Origin of the sequence: Luteimonas dalianensis, assembly GCF_049339425.1 — a bacterium.
Lineage (GTDB): Bacteria > Pseudomonadota > Gammaproteobacteria > Xanthomonadales > Xanthomonadaceae > Luteimonas > Luteimonas dalianensis.
In genome coordinates, this window is sequence record NZ_JBMPPO010000004.1 from 46,543 (window position 1) to 59,896 (window position 13,354).

The 13,354-nt window shown below is 70.2% G+C and carries 12 protein-coding genes and 1 pseudogene; 9 read left to right on the top strand and 4 right to left on the bottom strand.

Annotated elements, in window-relative coordinates; translation table 11 throughout:
• Positions 1 to 69 precede the first annotated feature (69 nt).
• From ACOZ90_RS06880 to ACOZ90_RS06895, 4 genes and pseudogenes are all read left to right on the top strand, one after another.
• Positions 70 to 459: a DUF4124 domain-containing protein gene (locus tag ACOZ90_RS06880; RefSeq protein WP_422892910.1), complete on the top strand. Its 390-nt coding sequence runs from the start codon at positions 70 to 72 to the stop codon at positions 457 to 459.
• A 3-nt stretch (positions 460 to 462) separates the two neighbouring features.
• Positions 463 to 741 carry a DUF4124 domain-containing protein gene (locus tag ACOZ90_RS06885; RefSeq protein ID WP_422892911.1) on the top strand — a complete coding sequence of 93 codons (279 nt, stop codon included), beginning with the start codon at positions 463 to 465 and terminating at the stop codon, positions 739 to 741.
• A 68-nt stretch (positions 742 to 809) separates the two neighbouring features.
• The gene (locus ACOZ90_RS06890) at positions 810 to 2,504 is read left to right on the top strand and encodes a proline--tRNA ligase (RefSeq protein ID WP_422892912.1); all 1,695 of its coding nucleotides are present in this window, start codon (positions 810 to 812) and stop codon (positions 2,502 to 2,504) included.
• A gap of 138 nt (positions 2,505 to 2,642) precedes the next feature.
• Positions 2,643 to 3,011, top strand: a pseudogene (locus ACOZ90_RS06895) (H-NS histone family protein); the annotation flags it as partial.
• Positions 3,012 to 3,090: 79 nt separating this feature from the next.
• Here the strand turns inward: ACOZ90_RS06895 and ACOZ90_RS06900 are convergent.
• Positions 3,091 to 4,341, bottom strand: coding sequence for a threonine/serine exporter family protein (locus ACOZ90_RS06900; protein ID WP_422892913.1), 1,251 nt, complete (start codon positions 4,339 to 4,341; stop codon positions 3,091 to 3,093).
• A 99-nt stretch (positions 4,342 to 4,440) separates the two neighbouring features.
• On the opposite strand from ACOZ90_RS06900, the gene ACOZ90_RS06905 reads away from it, so the two are divergent.
• The 4 genes from ACOZ90_RS06905 to ACOZ90_RS06920 are packed head-to-tail and all read left to right on the top strand — an operon-like array spanning position 4,441 to position 7,980.
• Positions 4,441 to 5,556, top strand: a complete 1,116-nt coding sequence (locus ACOZ90_RS06905) for an ABC transporter permease (protein ID WP_422892914.1) — start codon at positions 4,441 to 4,443, stop codon at positions 5,554 to 5,556.
• Between the two features lie 5 nt (positions 5,557 to 5,561).
• A complete protein-coding gene (locus tag ACOZ90_RS06910) occupies positions 5,562 to 6,380 on the top strand; it encodes an ABC transporter ATP-binding protein (RefSeq protein ID WP_422892915.1) in 819 nt (272 codons plus the stop codon).
• 2 nt (positions 6,381 to 6,382) lie between these two features.
• A complete protein-coding gene (locus ACOZ90_RS06915) occupies positions 6,383 to 7,309 on the top strand; it encodes an MlaD family protein (RefSeq protein ID WP_422892916.1) in 927 nt (308 codons plus the stop codon).
• Between the two features lie 2 nt (positions 7,310 to 7,311).
• Positions 7,312 to 7,980 carry an ABC-type transport auxiliary lipoprotein family protein gene (locus tag ACOZ90_RS06920; RefSeq protein ID WP_422892917.1) on the top strand — a complete coding sequence of 223 codons (669 nt, stop codon included), beginning with the start codon at positions 7,312 to 7,314 and terminating at the stop codon, positions 7,978 to 7,980.
• Between the two features lie 8 nt (positions 7,981 to 7,988).
• Here the strand turns inward: ACOZ90_RS06920 and ACOZ90_RS06925 are convergent, their stop codons facing one another.
• The 3 genes from ACOZ90_RS06925 to rimK form a co-directional block, all read right to left on the bottom strand.
• A complete protein-coding gene (locus tag ACOZ90_RS06925; RefSeq protein WP_422892918.1) occupies positions 7,989 to 9,329 on the bottom strand; it encodes a sensor histidine kinase in 1,341 nt (446 codons plus the stop codon).
• Entirely contained in the window at positions 9,316 to 9,999 is a 684-nt protein-coding gene (locus tag ACOZ90_RS06930) for a response regulator transcription factor (protein WP_422892919.1), read from the bottom strand. The genes ACOZ90_RS06925 and ACOZ90_RS06930 overlap by 14 nt, the downstream gene beginning before the upstream one ends.
• Before the next feature lie 253 nt (positions 10,000 to 10,252).
• On the bottom strand, positions 10,253 to 11,158 hold the full coding sequence (gene rimK, locus ACOZ90_RS06935; protein WP_422892920.1) for a 30S ribosomal protein S6--L-glutamate ligase: 906 nt from the start codon (positions 11,156 to 11,158) through the stop codon (positions 10,253 to 10,255).
• 137 nt (positions 11,159 to 11,295) lie between these two features.
• Between rimK and ACOZ90_RS06940 the strand changes: the two genes are divergently transcribed.
• Entirely contained in the window at positions 11,296 to 13,320 is a 2,025-nt protein-coding gene (locus ACOZ90_RS06940; protein ID WP_422892921.1) for a sodium-translocating pyrophosphatase, read from the top strand.
• The last annotated feature ends 34 nt before the right edge of the window (positions 13,321 to 13,354 follow it).

A 13,354-nucleotide genomic window follows, 5' to 3' on the forward strand; every position in this document is an offset into this window, starting at 1 on the left:
GGCGACTTGCGCCCCCGGCGGCGGGGTGCTGCAATCCGCATAACTTCCAACGCCACCGGAGCACCCGCAATGCGCCTTTCCATCGCCTGTGCCGCCTTGGCCCTGGCCGCATCCGTCGCGGGCGCCAGCGCCAGCGAGATCTACCAGTGGACCGACGCCCGGGGCGTTACCCATTTCTCCGAAACCCCGCCCCCCGCCGGCACCCCGTACCAGACCCGCCAGGTCACCAGCACCGGCGCCAGCACCCTGGCCACGACGCCCCCGCCCGCGCAGGAGGCCGCGGCCAACCCGCAGTGCACCACCGCCCGCGCCAATATCGAGATCCTGCTCGGCGAAGGCCCGGTGCAGCAGGACGACGGCAGCGGCAACGTGCGCGAACTGAGCGCGGACGAGCGCACCAACCAGCTTGAGCTGGCACGCGCCGCCGCCCGCGCCTACTGCGACGACGCCGACGGCTGACCCGTGCACCGGGGCTGGGCCATCGTCGTGGTCGTGGCCGGCGTCATCGCGCTGGCCTGGTGGCTGGCGCGCGATCCGCCGGAGCAGCGGCAGCAGCGCGAGCAGCGTGCCCTGGCCGCGGCCGAAGCCGCCTACGAGGAGTCCCGGCCGGTGCTTTACCGCTGGCGCGACGCCGACGGCGTGCGCCACGTGACCGACCAGCCGCCACCGCCCGGCGTGCGCTACGAAAAGGTCGACATACAGCCGCGCGAAGGCATCCACGTGGACGGCCGCAAACGCTGATCCCGGGCCCGGCCCGGGCGCCTGCGCGTGGCACAATGACCGGCCCTTCCCTGCCCGGTTCCCCGCCGATGCGCCTGTCGCGATTCCACCTGCACACCACCCGTGAAACCCCCGCCGACGCCGAGGTCGCCAGCCACCGGCTGATGCTGCGCACCGGCATGATCCGGCGCCTGGCCGCCGGACTGTACACGTGGTCGCCGCTGGGCCTGCGGGTGCTGCGCAGGGTAGAGGCGGTGGTGCGCGAGGAAATGGACGCGGCCGGCGCGATCGAGATGCTGATGCCGTCGGTGCAGCCGCGCGAGCTGTGGGAGGAAAGCGGGCGCTGGGAGGTTTTCGGCGGCCAGCTGCTCAAGCTGCAGGATCGCAAGGAAGCCTGGTACTGCGTGGGCCCCACCCACGAGGAAGTGATCACCGACTTCGCCCGCAACGAGCTGTCCAGCTACAAACAGCTGCCGGTGAACTACTACCAGATCCAGACCAAGTTCCGCGACGAGATCCGGCCGCGGTTCGGGGTCATGCGCGCGCGCGAGTTCCTGATGAAGGACGCCTATTCGTTCCACCTGGACGATGCCGGCCTGGCCGCCGAATACGCCAACATGCACGCCGCCTATACCCGCATCTTCACCCGGCTGGGGCTGCGCTTCCGCGCGGTGCAGGCGGACTCGGGCGCGATCGGCGGCGACGCCTCGCAGGAGTTCCACGTGATGGCGGACTCGGGCGAGGACGCGATCGCCTTCTCCGATGCCTCCGGCTACGCCGCCAACGTGGAAACCGCGACCGCCGCCGCGCCGGGCCCGCGCCCGGACGCGACCGGGGACATGCACGAGGTCGACACCCCGACCCAGAAGACCTGCGAGGCGGTGGCGGAACTGCTGGGCATCGCCCTGGGCCGCACCGTCAAGTCCGTGGCCACCATGACCGATGACGGCTTGGTGCTGGTGCTGGTGCGCGGCGACCACGAGGTCAACCAGATCAAGCTGGAGCGGGTGCCGGGCATGGCCGGCTACCGCATGGCCACCGAAGCCGAGATCGCCGACCACCTGGGCAGCGAGCCGGGTTTCATCGGCCCGGTCAGCCCGCGCGGCAAGGTGCGGGTGGTGGCCGACCGCGACGTGGCGGCGATGGCCGATTTCGTCGTCGGCGCCAACCAGGCCGGCCGGCACCTGGCCGGGGTCAACTGGGGCCGCGACCTGCCCGAACCGGACGTGGTGGCCGACGTGCGCAAGGTGGTGGCGGGCGAGCGCGCCGCCGACGGCGGCACCCTGGACATCGCGCGCGGGATCGAGGTCGGCCACGTGTTCCAGTTGGGTCGCAAGTACAGCCAGGCCATGGATTTCACCGTGCTGGATGAAAGCGGTGGCCACGTGCATCCGGCCATGGGCTGCTACGGGATCGGCGTGTCGCGCATCGTCGCCGCCGCGATCGAGCAGAACCACGACGAGGCCGGGATCATCTGGCCCGAGGCGATGGCGCCGTGGCACGTGGCGGTGTGCGTCATCAACCCGAAGAAGGTTGCCGAAGTCGATGCCGCGGCGCAGGGCCTATACGAAGAACTCAGGGCCGCCGGCATCGACGCCGTGCTCGACGACCGCGGCCTGCGCCCGGGCCCGATGTTCGCCGACATGGAGCTGATCGGCATCCCGCACCGGGTGGTGGTTTCCGAACGCGGGCTGGCCGCGGGCACCTATGAATACCGTGCCCGCACTGCCGATGCCGCCGAACCGCTCGACCGGGCGGCGCTCATGGACAGGCTCGGGGCCTGAAGCGGCACCGCCCGGAATGCCGGGGTGCTTACCCCGGCATTTGTATCGCCTTTATATATTCGATTATGATCCGCGGCGCGGCATCTGAATGCCGAGGGTTATCCATCCCATTATCTTCCCCATTCGCAGGAGCATTCGATGGCGATCGACCTGAACGACCTGTCCCAGAAAGAGCTGGCCTCGCTGATCACCCAGGCCAAGCGCCGCAAGACCGCCCTGGCCAAGCGCAAGCCGATCACCACCGTGCGCGCCCGGCTCAGGGCCCTGGCCAAGTCGGAGGGCTACACCATCGATGAGCTGTTCGGCGGCACCGGCGCCACCCGCAAGACCGCCACCCGCAAGGTGGCCAGGAAGACCACCGCCGGCCGCAAGCTCGGCAAGGTTCCGCCGAAGTACCGCAACCCGGCCAACAAGGATGAAACCTGGACCGGCCGCGGCAAGCAGCCGCGCTGGCTGGCCGCCGAGGTCGCCAAGGGCAAGAAAGTCGAGGATTTCCTGATCAGGAAGTAACCGGGAAACAACCGGTTCAGCACCGCCCTTCGAAAACGCCGGCCCCGCGCCGGCGTTTTCATTTTGCGGCGGAGGATCAGAGGTTCTTGCGCGCGGGCAGGATCAGGTTGCCGAACAGCAGCCCGGCGATCAGCGCCAGGATGATATTCACCACCGCCATCAGCGCCTGCTGGCCCACGGCCATGTCCTGCTGCTGGATCAGGGTCATCAGCCCGCGCAGGCTGGCGCTGCCGGGCACCAGCATGATGATGCCCGGCACCCGCACGATCGCACCCGGCCGGTTGGCCCAGCGGGCATAGCCGTTGCCGCCCGCGGTCACCACCAGCGCCGACAGGAACAGCCCGATCGGCGCCCCCCAGGCCAGCCCGGCGTAGCGCGAAATCAGGTACCCGGTAGCGGCGGCCGCCATCACCACCGGCACGTCGCGCAGGCGCGCCCGGAACAGCACCGCGAACGCCGCGCAGGCCACCACCAGGCCCACCAACTCCACCCAGTCCGGCTGCGGCCGCCAGGCCCGCACCTGCGGCTCGATGCCCAGCATCTGGGCGACGGTGAGCGCGATCATCGTGCCCACGGTGAGCTTGATCACCGTGGCCACCGCGCCGGACAGGCGCGCCGTGCCCGACACCAGGTGCTGGCTGGTCAGCTCGTTGACCGCGTTGGTGATCGCCATGCCCGGCAGCAGCACCAGCAGCGAGGCGATCACCACGGTATTGAGGTTGAGCGGCCCGACCATGCTCGCTACGGCGATCGCGGCGAAGCCCGCCAGCATGCCGGCAATCGCCTCGTGCGCCTCCTTGAGCCGGTCGCCGTTGCGGGTGGCCATGTCGAGCAGGCCCACCAGCAGGCCGATGCCGGCGGCGGTGGCGATGTCCAGCCACGGCAGCCGCCACAGGCCGGCCACGCCGGCCGCGATCATCGCGAACCCGAACGCATGCAGGATCCTGCCGCCGCGCCCGGGGCGGCGCAGCTGCAGCTCCAGCAGCGCGCTGTGGCCGTCCGACAGATCCAGGGTGCCGGCCAGCACCTCCTCGGCGATCCGATCGGCCTCGCTGAGCTTGTACAGGTCGATTTCACCCAGGCCCATGCGCAGCACCCGGGTGATGTCGCTCTCGCCGGGCGGACACTGCGGGTCGCTGAAGGCCAGCAGCATGCCGGTCGGCGACACCCGCGGCTCGCACTCAAGGCCCAGCTGGTGGGCCACGCCCACCACCGCGCCCTCCAGGCGCTGGGCGGTGGTGCCGTAGGCGTGCAGGTGCTCGGCCAGCTCCACCACGAAGCCGATCCGGGCGGCATAGCTGTACGTGCGAAGCGGGGTTGCGGTCATCGGCACAGGATCGCATGGGCCACGCCGCCCTGACAGTGGCAGGCGCACCGGACGCCGTGGATTCACTGCCTGCAGGCGTGATTGCGTACTCTATGGCCCATGTCGCCTCCCGCCACCCCGCCCAGCGCGCACGCCGACCCCGCCGATCCCGCGCGGCTGCGCCTGCAGGGGCGCTGGACGCTGCGCCACACCGAGCTGATCGGCCAGGCGCTGGCCCAGGCGCCGGACGGGATCACCGTGATCGACGCCACCGGCGTGGAACGGCTGGACACGCTGGGCGTGCTGCGGCTGATCCGGTTCGCCAACCGCCACGGCCTGGACTCCTCGGGCTTCAGCTTCCATCCCGACCACCACGCGCTGGTGGCGGCAATCGAGGACGTGCAGGACGACCGGCCGGCGCGCAGGCGCGAGTACGGCTTCAGCGCGGCGCTGGCGCGGCTGGGCGCCGCGGTGCACGGCAACCTGAAGGAAGCGACCACCCTGCTCAGCTTCCTGGGCGAGAACCTGGTCAAGATGGTGCGCCTGGTGAAAGAGCCCTCGCGCTTCCGGCCCACCTCCACCGTGCACCACATGGAGGAAGTGGGCCTGGACGCGGTGCCGCTGGTGGCCCTGCTGTCGTTCCTGGTCGGCGCGGTGATCGCCTTCCTGGGCGCCACCATCCTGGCCGACTTCGGCGCCGAAATCTTCGTGGTTGAACTGGTCAGCATCGCGTTCCTGCGCGAGTTCGGCGTGCTGCTGACCGCGATCATCCTGGCAGGACGCACCGCCAGCGCGTTCACCGCCCAGATCGGGGCGATGGTCAGCCGCGAGGAGGTCGACGCCATCCGCACCCTGGGCCTGGACCCCGTCGACCTGCTGGTCCTGCCCAGGATCATCGCCATGCTGGTGATGCTGCCGGTCCTGACCTTCCTGGCAATGACCGCCGGCCTGGCCGGCGGCCTGAGCGTGGGCGTGTTCAGCCTCGAAATCCCGGTGCAGGCCTACCTGTCACGGGTGCAGGACACCTTCGAGTTCCGGCACATGCTGGTCGGGCTTTCCAAGGCCCCGCTATTCGCCCTGCTGATCGCGCTGATCGGCTGCCTGGAAGGTCTGCAGGTCACCGGCACCGCGCAGTCTGTGGGCGAGCGCACCACTTCCAGCGTGGTGCAGACGATTTCGCTGGTGATCGTGATCGACGCGTTCGCGGCGATCTGGTTCATGCACATGGGCTGGTGAGGACGATGGGCGAGGACCACGGCCGCGAGCCGATCATCCGCATCCGCGGGCTGGAGAACCGGTTCGGCGAGCAGGTGGTGCACGAAGGCCTGGACCTGGACGTGCGCCGGGGCGAGATCATCGGCGTGGTCGGCGGCTCGGGCAGCGGCAAGTCGGTGCTGATGCGCACCGTCATCGGCCTGCGCCGGCCCAACGCCGGGCAGATCCAGGTGCTGGGTGAAGACGGGCTGAGCGAGTCCGTCGAGGCGCGGCGCCATATCGAACGCAACATCGGGGTACTGTTCCAGGACGGCGCCCTGTTCTCCTCGCTGAGCGTGGGCGAGAACGTGCAGGTGCCGCTGAAGGAGCACTACCCGGCGCTGGACGACTCGCTGCGCTACGAGCTGGCGCTGCTGAAGGTGAAGCTGGCCGGCCTGCCGGCCGACGCCATCGACAAGTACCCGTCGCAGCTCTCGGGCGGCATGCGCAAGCGCGCGGGCGTGGCCCGGGCGCTGGCGCTGGATCCACCGCTGCTGTTCCTGGACGAGCCCACCGCCGGCCTGGATCCGATCGGCGCGGCCGCCTTCGACCAGCTGATCCGCACCCTGCAGCAGGCGCTGGGCCTGACCGTGTTCCTGATCACCCACGATCTGGATACCCTGTACGCGATCTGTGACCGGATCGCGGTGCTGGCCGAGCGCAAGGTGCTGGCCGTGGGCCCGATCAGCGAGGTCGAACAGCTCGACCACCCGTGGGTACAGGAGTATTTCCACGGGCCCCGCGCCCGCGCCGCCCGCAACGCCCGTGACCGCGACCCGCCGCACGGCAACCCGCTGGAAGCCTGACCATGGAAACCCGAGCCAATTACGTCCTGATCGGCGCCTTCACCATCGCGGTGGCGGTGTTCGGCCTGCTGTTCGCGCTGTGGGCGGCCAAGTTCGCCTCCGACCGCAGCTGGCAGGAGTACGCGATCGTGTTCAACGAGCCGGTGACCGGGCTCTCGGAAGGCAGCAGCGTGCAGTACAACGGCATCGCGGTGGGCACGGTGCAGTCGCTGCAGCTGTCCCCGGACGATCCGCGCGAGGTGATCGCCCGCCTGCGCCTGGATGCGCGCGCGCCGGTCAAGGCCGACACCCAGGCCCGGCTGTCGATCACCAGCCTGACCGGCCCGCCGATCATCCAGCTCACCGGCGGCAGCCCCGAGGCGCCGTGGCTGGTGGACACCACCGATCGCGAGGTGCCGATCATCCCGACCGCGCCATCGGCCCTGCAGAACATCGCCGATACCGCCAGCCGGATGGTGGAGCGGCTGGACGGGCTGCTGAGCAACGAGAACATCGCCAGCATCGAAAACACCCTGGCCAACCTGGAGAACGCGACCGCGGCCTTCGGCGACAGCCGCGAGGAGGTGACCGCCCTGCTCAGCTCGGCGCGCCAGGCCAGCGAGCAGCTGGAGCAGACGCTGACCAGCGCCAACAGCGCCATCGTCGACTTCGACCGCGCGTTCGTGCAGGAGCTGCCGCCGCTGATGGATCGCCTGGACAGCACCCTGGCCCGGCTCGACTCGGCCGCCGACGGCGCCGACGCGATCCTCAACGAGAACCGGGCGGCCATCAACAGCTTCGCCAACGACGGCCTGTCGCAGCTGGGCCCCACCCTGGGCGAGCTGCGCGGCCTGGTACGCGACCTGCGCCGGATCAGCGACCGGCTGGACAACAACCCGGTTCGCTACCTGTTCGGCCGCGACGCACCCACGGAGTTCGAACCCGAATGAACATGCGCAATCCCGTCCGCACTCCCGCACTCCCGGCATCCGTCCGCCTGCTGCTGGCCTGCGCCCTGGCGCTGGCCATGGCCGGCTGCAGCCTGCTGGGCAGCGGCCCGCGCGAGCGCGGGGTGATCTACTCGCCCGACGTGCGGGTGCAGCCCGACCCGTCCTGGCCGCATGTGGACTGGCAGCTCACGATCGGCGGCTCCAGCGCCTCGCGGATGGTGGACAGCCCGCGCATCAACGTGCGCCCGGCGTCCTCGGAGCTGCAGGTGTACGCCGGCTCCTCCTGGTCGCAGCCCTCCACCGACCTGCTGGAAACCACCGTCCTGCGCGCCTTCGAGGACTCCGGCCGCATCGAAGCGGTCGCCCGCAGCGAGGTCGGCATCCGTCCCGACTACAAGCTGGTGATGGAGGTGCGCAGGTTCGAATCGGACTACGCCGGCAAGGCGGTGCCCGAGGCCACCATCGAGGTGACCGCGAAGCTGCTGTACAACCGCGACCAGCGGCTGGTGGCCTCGCGCACGTTCCTGGCCGCGCAACCGGCCGCCGGCACCGCGGTGCCGCAGGTGGTCGCCGCCTTCGAGCAGGCGCTGGCCGTGGTCAGCGCCGACATCGTCGGCTGGACGCTGGCCAGCGGCCAGGCCGACGCCGCCACCATCGACCCGCCCCTGTAGGCGCGCGCCTACAGGGGCTCGCCGGCCTCGAAGGACAGGGTCGCCACCACGCCCTGGGTTTCGCCGGGCACCACCCGCACGTCCCAGCCGTAGAGGGCGCACAGGCGGCGCACGATCGACAGGCCGATGCCGCCGCCCTGCGAGTGCTCGGCGTGGGTGCCCCGGTAGCCGCGTTCGAACAGCTTGGCCGCATCCTCCCCGCCCAGGCCCGGGCCCGAATCGATCACCTCGACCACCCCGGGCAGGATCCGCACGATCACCTCGCCGGCCGTGGTGTACTTGACCGCGTTGCCGACCAGGTTGCCCAGCGCCACGGACACCGCCGACTCGGGGGCGTCGACCACCAGCTGCGCCTGCTGCTCCAGGCGCAGCTCCAGCGGCTTGCTCCCGACCTGGGCGCGATGCGCGTCCAGCAGCTGGCCGGCGACGGCGGAAACATCGGTATTGCCGTGCCCGCGCTCGTTGCGCGAGAGCAGCAGCAGGGCGCTGATCAGGTCGGTGCACTGCTGCTCGGCGCGCTGGATGCGCAGCAGCCGCGCCCGGGTGCGCTCGTCCATCTCCGGGCGCGAGAGCAGCAGCTCGACCGCGCCGCGGATCACCGCCAGCGGCGTGCGCAGCTCGTGGCTGACGTCGGCGTTGAACTCGCGGTCGCGCTCGACCACCTCGGTCAGGCGCGCGGCGTAGTCGTCCAGCGCGCCGGCCAGCTGGCCGACCTCGTCATCGGGAAAGTGGACGGCCAGGGCCTCGGGCCGGGCCTCGCCGCCGGAGCGCTGCAGCCGCCTGGCGAGTTCGGACACCGGGCTCATCACCCGCGCCGCCGACCACCAGCCCAGCAGCACCGACAGCAGCGTCACCACCAGCACCGCGCCCAGGATCGCACGCTGGAACTGGGCCTCGCCGCGGCTGGCCTGGGTCATGTCGTAGGCCAGGAAGAACCACTCCTCCGGCGTCTTGCGCACCGCCAGCTTGTAGGCGAACGGCTCGCCCGTCTCGTCCACCCCGCTCAGGTTGTGGATGCCGTCGGACAGGTCGTACCAGTCGGGCTGGTCAAGCCGCAGGGCCTCGAACCGGTCGCGCTTGACCACCCGCCCCACCATCTGCTGCACCGGCAGCTCGGGCCGCCCGGTGGGATCGGTGTAGTACAGGCGCGCGTACTCGTCGATGTTCTGGTTCAGCACGTCCTCGACCAGCGCGTTCTCGACCCGGTTGCGCGCCTCCTGGGTCAGGAACGCGAACAGCACCGTGAGCCCGAAGCCGAGCAGGACGAAGGTGACGATGATGCGGCTGCGCAGGCGCCGCCGGTAGCGCGGCCTGCGTCCGGGCGCCGTCCCCGGGTCAGCTGCCGCCATCTGGCTGGGCGATCCGGTAGCCGATCCCGTGGCGGGTCTGGATCAGCGGGGTGTCGAACGGCTTGTCGACCATCGCCCGCAGGCCGTGGATGTGCACGCGCAGCGAATCCGAATCCGGCAGCTCCTCGCCCCAGACCCGGGTCTCCAGCTCCTGGCGGGTGACCACCGCCGGCGAGGCCTCCATCAGCGCCTGCAGGATCTTGAGCGCGGTGGGGTTGAGCTGCAGCAGCTTGCCCTCGCGGCGCACTTCCAGCGTGTCCAGGTTGTACTCCACGTCGCCCACTTCCAGTACCCGGGTCTGCACCCCGCGCCCGCGGCGCAGCAGCGCGTTCAGGCGCACCTCCACTTCCTGCAGGGCGAACGGCTTGACCAGGTAATCGTCGGCGCCAGAATCGAACCCGGCCAGCTTGTTGTCCAGGCTGTCACGGGCGGTCAGCATCAGCACCGGCGTCTGCTTGCGGGCCTCGTTGCGCAGCTTGCGGCAGACCTCCAGGCCGTCCATGCCCGGCAGGTTGAGATCGAGCACGATGGCGTCGAAGTCGTGCACCACTGCCAGGTGCAGGCCGGTGACGCCGTCGGCCGCGAAGTCGACCGTATGGCCGCGCTCCTCGAGATAATCGCCCAGGTTGGCGGCGATGTCCTGGTTGTCCTCGATGACGAGTATGCGCATCGGCGATGGCTTCCATGGTGCGTGGACGGGATGCCCGGATTCTGGCACACAACCGCGCGAAGCCGGCGTCGCCTCCGCCGCGCGATCCGCGGACACAAAAGACCCGGGACATGCCCGGGCCAATGAGATCAACCGCCCCGATCGACGCAATCCGCCTGCCGGCCCATGGCCCGGCCCTGGAGAGCTCGCTGCGGAGACCCAACGCTACGCGGGCGCCGATTAAACAGCTGTTAAGCCGGACGTTAGCGGATGGTTAAAGCACGGGCCGGCGCGGGCGGCGGCGCCGGCCGGCCCCGGCGTGCACGTGATCCACGATCGCCCCGGCCACGTCCACCCCCGACACCGCCTCCACGCCCTCCAGCCCCGGCGAGGCGTTGACCTCCAGCACCAGCGGCCCGCGCGCGGAATGCACCAGGTCGACCCCGGCCACGCCCAGCCCGAGCACCCGCGCCGCGCGCACCGCCAGCGCGCGCTCGCGCGCGGAGGGCTTCGCCACCGCCGCACTCCCGCCGCGGTGCAGGTTGGCGCGAAAATCCCCTTCCGGGGCCTCGCGCCGCATCGCCGCCACCACCCGGTCGCCCACCACCAGGCAGCGCAGGTCGCTGCCCTGCGCCTCGGCCACGAACTCCTGCACCAGGAACGTGGCATGCAGCCCGCGCAGCGCCTCCACCACGCTGCGCGAGGAGGACAGCTTCTCGGTCAGCATCACCCCGGCGCCCTGGGCGCCCTCGTTGAGCTTGATCACGTGCGGCGGCGGCCCGAGCATCGACAGCAGGTCGGCGGTGTCGTCCGGGTTGTCGCCGAACACCGTGGCCGGCATGTCGATGCCCTCGGCCGCCAGCAGCTGGTGGCAGCGCAGCTTGTCGCGCGCACGCACGATGGCCGCCGACGGATTGGGCGTATGGCAGCCCATCAGTTCGAACTGGTGCAGCACCGCGTTGCCGTAGCGCGAGACCGAGGCGCCGATTCGGGGGATCACCGCGTCGTAGCCCTTCAGCGGCCTGCCCCTGTAATGCATGGCGAAGCCGTCGGCGGCGATGCGCATGTAGCAGCGCAGCGGGTCGAGCACCCGCACCGTATGCCCGCGCGCGCGGGCTGCTTCCACCAGCCTGCGGGTCGAATACAGCCGGCCGTTGCGCGACAGGATGGCGAGCTTCATCGCCCAAGGTTACGGCAGGCCCGGCGGGCCGGGAAGCCCGCCCGCGCGCCGTTTGGCGCGTCCGCGGCGCTGTGCCATAGTCCGCTGGTTGCCAATTTACCGCTGTCTCTTCGAAGCATCACTCTGGGAGGGGTTTCATGCTTGAGCAATACGGTTTGTGGCTGGCGCTGGGGTGCGCCGTCATCGCGATTCTCTACGGCGTCTTCGCCACCGGCTGGATCAATCGCCAGCCTGCCGGCAATGAACGCATGCAGGAGATCGCCGGAGCGATCCAGGAAGGCGCGCGCGCCTATCTGAACCGGCAGTACCTGACCATTTCCATCGTCGGCGTGGTGCTGTTCGTGCTGGTCGGGCTGTTCCTCAACTGGCCCACCGCGATCGGCTTCCTGCTCGGCGCGGTGCTCTCGGGCATGGCCGGCTACATCGGCATGAACGTGTCGGTGCGCGCCAACGTGCGCACCGCCGAGGCCGCCCGCAACGGCATCAGCGCGGCGATGGACGTGGCCTTCAAGGGCGGCGCCATCACCGGCATGCTGGTGGTCGGGCTGGGCCTGCTGGGCGTTGCCGGCTACTGGGCGGTGCTCAACTTCATGGGCATGCCCACCGAGGACGTGCTGCACGCCCTGCTGGGCCTGGCCTTCGGCTCCTCGCTGATCTCCATCTTCGCCCGCCTGGGCGGCGGCATCTTCACCAAGGGCGCCGACGTGGGCGCCGACCTGGTGGGCAAGGTCGAGGCCGGCATCCCGGAGGACGATCCGCGCAACCCGGCGGTGATCGCCGACAACGTGGGCGACAACGTGGGCGACTGCGCCGGCATGGCCGCCGACCTGTTCGAGACCTATGCGGTCACCGTGATCGCGACCATGCTGCTGGGCTTCCTGATGGTGTCCGAGGTCGGCAGCAACGGCGTGCTGTATCCGCTGGTGCTGGGCGGCGCGTCCATCATCGCCTCGATCATCGGCGCGATGTTCGTCAAGGTGAAGCCGGGCGGCTCGATCATGGGCGCGCTGTACAAGGGCGTGATCGTGTCGGGCGTGCTGGCGGCGGTGGCGTTCTACCCGATCACCACCTCGCTGATGGCCGACAACGTGCACGGCGCGATGAACATCTTCGCCTGCGCCATCATCGGCCTGGTGCTGACCGGCGCGATCGTGTGGATCACCGAGTACTACACCGGCACCCAGTACAAGCCAGTGCAGCAGATCGCGGCGGCCTCCACCACCGGCCACGGCACCAACATCATCGCCGGCCTGGGCATCTCGATGAAGGCCACGGCGTGGCCGGTGGTCGCGGTGTGCATCGCGATCTGGGCCTGTTTCGAGCTGGGCGGCCTGTACGGCATCGCCATCGCCGCCACCGCCATGCTGTCGATGACCGGCATGATCGTGGCCCTGGACGCCTACGGCCCGATCACCGACAACGCCGGCGGCATCGCCGAGATGGCCGAGCTGCCGTCGGACGTACGCGACGTCACCGACCCGCTGGACGCGGTGGGCAACACCACCAAGGCGGTGACCAAGGGCTACGCCATCGGCTCGGCCGCGCTGGCCGCGCTGGTGCTGTTTTCCGATTACACCCACAACCTGGAAACCCACCTGGGCGCGGGCACCACGTTCGACCTGTCCAACCACATGGTGATCATCGGCCTGCTGATCGGCGGCCTGATCCCGTACCTGTTCGGCGCCATGGCGATGGAAGCCGTGGGCCGGGCGGCGGGCTCGGTGGTCGAGGAAGTCCGGCGCCAGTTCCGCGAGATTCCCGGGATCATGGAGGGCACCGGCAAGCCCGACTACGGCCGCGCGGTGGACATGCTGACGAAGTCGGCGATCAAGGAAATGATCCTGCCCTCGCTGCTGCCGGTGGCGGTGCCGGTCATCGTCGGCCTGCTGCTGGGGCCGCAGGCGCTGGGCGGGCTGCTGATCGGCACCATCGTCACTGGCGTGTTCGTGGCGATCTCCATGACCGCCGGCGGCGGCGCCTGGGACAACGCCAAGAAGCACATCGAGGACGGCCACCACGGCGGCAAGGGCAGCGAGGCCCACAAGGCGGCGGTCACCGGCGATACCGTCGGCGATCCCTACAAGGACACCGCCGGCCCGGCCATCAACCCGCTGATCAAGATCATCAACATCGTCGCCCTGCTGATGGTGCCGCTGCTCTGAGCAGGGCCCGGGCGACACCTGCCTGAAACGGAAC

Excerpts from the sequence above, each read along its gene's own strand:
- ACOZ90_RS06880 (WP_422892910.1), top strand. The coding sequence starts at position 70 with ATGCGCCTTTCCATCGCCTGTGCCGCCTTGGCCCTGGCCGCATCCGTC.
- ACOZ90_RS06890 (WP_422892912.1), top strand. The coding sequence starts at position 810 with ATGCGCCTGTCGCGATTCCACCTGCACACCACCCGTGAAACCCCCGCC.
- ACOZ90_RS06900 (WP_422892913.1), bottom strand. The coding sequence starts at position 4,341 with ATGACCGCAACCCCGCTTCGCACGTACAGCTATGCCGCCCGGATCGGC.
- ACOZ90_RS06905 (WP_422892914.1), top strand. The coding sequence starts at position 4,441 with ATGTCGCCTCCCGCCACCCCGCCCAGCGCGCACGCCGACCCCGCCGAT.
- ACOZ90_RS06910 (WP_422892915.1), top strand. The coding sequence starts at position 5,562 with ATGGGCGAGGACCACGGCCGCGAGCCGATCATCCGCATCCGCGGGCTG.
- ACOZ90_RS06915 (WP_422892916.1), top strand. The coding sequence starts at position 6,383 with ATGGAAACCCGAGCCAATTACGTCCTGATCGGCGCCTTCACCATCGCG.
- ACOZ90_RS06920 (WP_422892917.1), top strand. The coding sequence starts at position 7,312 with ATGCGCAATCCCGTCCGCACTCCCGCACTCCCGGCATCCGTCCGCCTG.
- ACOZ90_RS06925 (WP_422892918.1), bottom strand. The coding sequence starts at position 9,329 with ATGGCGGCAGCTGACCCGGGGACGGCGCCCGGACGCAGGCCGCGCTAC.
- ACOZ90_RS06930 (WP_422892919.1), bottom strand. The coding sequence starts at position 9,999 with ATGCGCATACTCGTCATCGAGGACAACCAGGACATCGCCGCCAACCTG.
- rimK (WP_422892920.1), bottom strand. The coding sequence starts at position 11,158 with ATGAAGCTCGCCATCCTGTCGCGCAACGGCCGGCTGTATTCGACCCGC.
- ACOZ90_RS06940 (WP_422892921.1), top strand. The coding sequence starts at position 11,296 with ATGCTTGAGCAATACGGTTTGTGGCTGGCGCTGGGGTGCGCCGTCATC.